Raw genomic sequence first — 1,723 nt, forward strand, 5'->3', positions numbered from 1 at the left:
TGATTGGCGAGCCACTGGTCTGGCATCTCACCCTCCACGTGCGCCGGTGTCCGGCGTGACACGACTCAGCGTACGAGTGGCGAGGTTAGTGCCCCGTCAAGTGTGTAAGTAGGGTGGTGTGGCCCTCGTCGTCGTCGGGCCTGTGAGGATGTGCGATAACGCGCAGCGTTATCCACATCGTCACAGGCTGGTCGTTTACCCTGCGGCCAGGAGTGCTGGCGTCGGGTCGGGGTCGGCCTCCTTTCTGAGTTTTGCCAGCGACTCGGCGCTGAAATACCGACGAGCGACCTGCCACTCGTCGTGCTGTTCGCTCAGGACGGCGCCGACGAGGCGAAGGACGGCGGTCGAGTTGGGGAAGATGCCGACGACGTCGGTGCGGCGCTTGACTTCCTTATTGAGGCGCTCGAGCGGGTTGTTCGACCAGAGCTGGCGCCAATGCTCACGCGGGAAGGTGAGGTAGGCCAGAACCTCGGTCTCCGCGTCATCCATCAGGTCGGCGACGCGCGGGAACGCGGTGCGGAACCCGTCAGCGACCTTGCGCCACTGCTCGCGGGCCATCGTCGGGTCGGGCTGGGCGAAGACGGTCCGCACGGTGGCGGCGACCATCTCGCCGGCCGATTTGGGGACCAGCGCCAGCAGATTGCGGACGAAGTGGACCCGGCAGCGCTGCCAGCTCGCCCCGTGCACGACGGCCTGGATCGCGCCCTTCAGTCCCTGGTGAGCGTCGCTGATCACCAGCTGCACCCCGCTGAGGCCGCGGGCGACCAGGCTGCGCAGGAACCGCAGCCAGAACGCGCCATCCTCGCTCGGCCCGACGTCGAGCCCCAGCACCTCGCGCTGGCCATCGCCGTTGACGCCGATCGCGATCACGACCGCCGTCGAGACCACCCGACCACCGTCGCGGGCCTTCACGAACGTCGCATCCAACCAGACATACGGGTAGACCCCTTCGAGGGGCCGGCCCCGGAACCGCTCAACTTCTTCATCCAACGCCTCGCACAGCCGGCTCACCTGGCTCTTCGAGATCCCATCGAGCCCGAGCGCCTTCACCAGGTCGTCTACCTTTCGTGTCGACACGCCGTGCACGTACGCTTCCCGGACTACCGCCACCAGCGCCTGCTCGCTCCGCCTCCGCGGCTCCAGCAGCGTCGGGAAGTAGCTGCCGTCACGCACCCGCGGCACCCGCAGCCCGAGCGTCCCCACCCGCGTGTCCCACTCCCGCTCGCGGTACCCGTTCCGCTGCCCGACCCGCTCCGCCGTCCGCTCGTGACGCTCGGCTCCCAGGTGCTGGCTGACCTCCACTTCCATCAACGCCTGGCTCAGCACCCGCACCCCGTCCCGCAGGAAGTCCACGTCCCCGTTCAGTTCCGCCTTGCGCACCAGCTCCGCCAGTGCCATGCTCACCGTGTCGGCCATCGCTGTGGTCCCTCCGCTCTGATCTCGACAATCTGAGTGAGAACCACACGGTGGCCGTCCTTGTCAACGGCTCCCGCTTTTACACACCTTCGGGGACTCTACCAGTTCTTGGATCAGAAACAAAGAGGCGTGATGCCGGCTAAGAGCACGATAACATGGGCTGACTCAAAGGAATATAGCGGCATTCAGGCTGCCGATTTCTTGGCATACGAATGCGCAAGAGAATATGCGAATGTCTCAAAGCCTGAACGTGACAAGGTTCGCATATCAGGGAGTCGTCTCGTTGCGGGCATTGGGATGGCCCGTC

1 protein-coding gene is annotated in these 1,723 nt (G+C 65.6%); it reads right to left on the reverse strand.

Translation table 11 applies throughout. The features are described from left to right. Positions 1–195 precede the first annotated feature (195 nt). Complete coding sequence (locus tag VFQ05_14055; GenBank protein HET9327886.1) at positions 196–1,416, reverse strand: IS256 family transposase; 1,221 nt, start codon at positions 1,414–1,416, stop codon at positions 196–198. Between the last annotated feature and the right edge of the window lie 307 nt (positions 1,417–1,723).

The sequence above is a fragment of the Candidatus Eisenbacteria bacterium genome (assembly GCA_035712145.1).
In the GTDB taxonomy this organism is placed as follows: domain Bacteria; phylum Eisenbacteria; class RBG-16-71-46; order RBG-16-71-46; family RBG-16-71-46; genus DASTBI01.

Excerpts from the sequence above, each read along its gene's own strand:
- VFQ05_14055 (HET9327886.1), bottom strand. The coding sequence starts at position 1,416 with ATGGCCGACACGGTGAGCATGGCACTGGCGGAGCTGGTGCGCAAGGCG.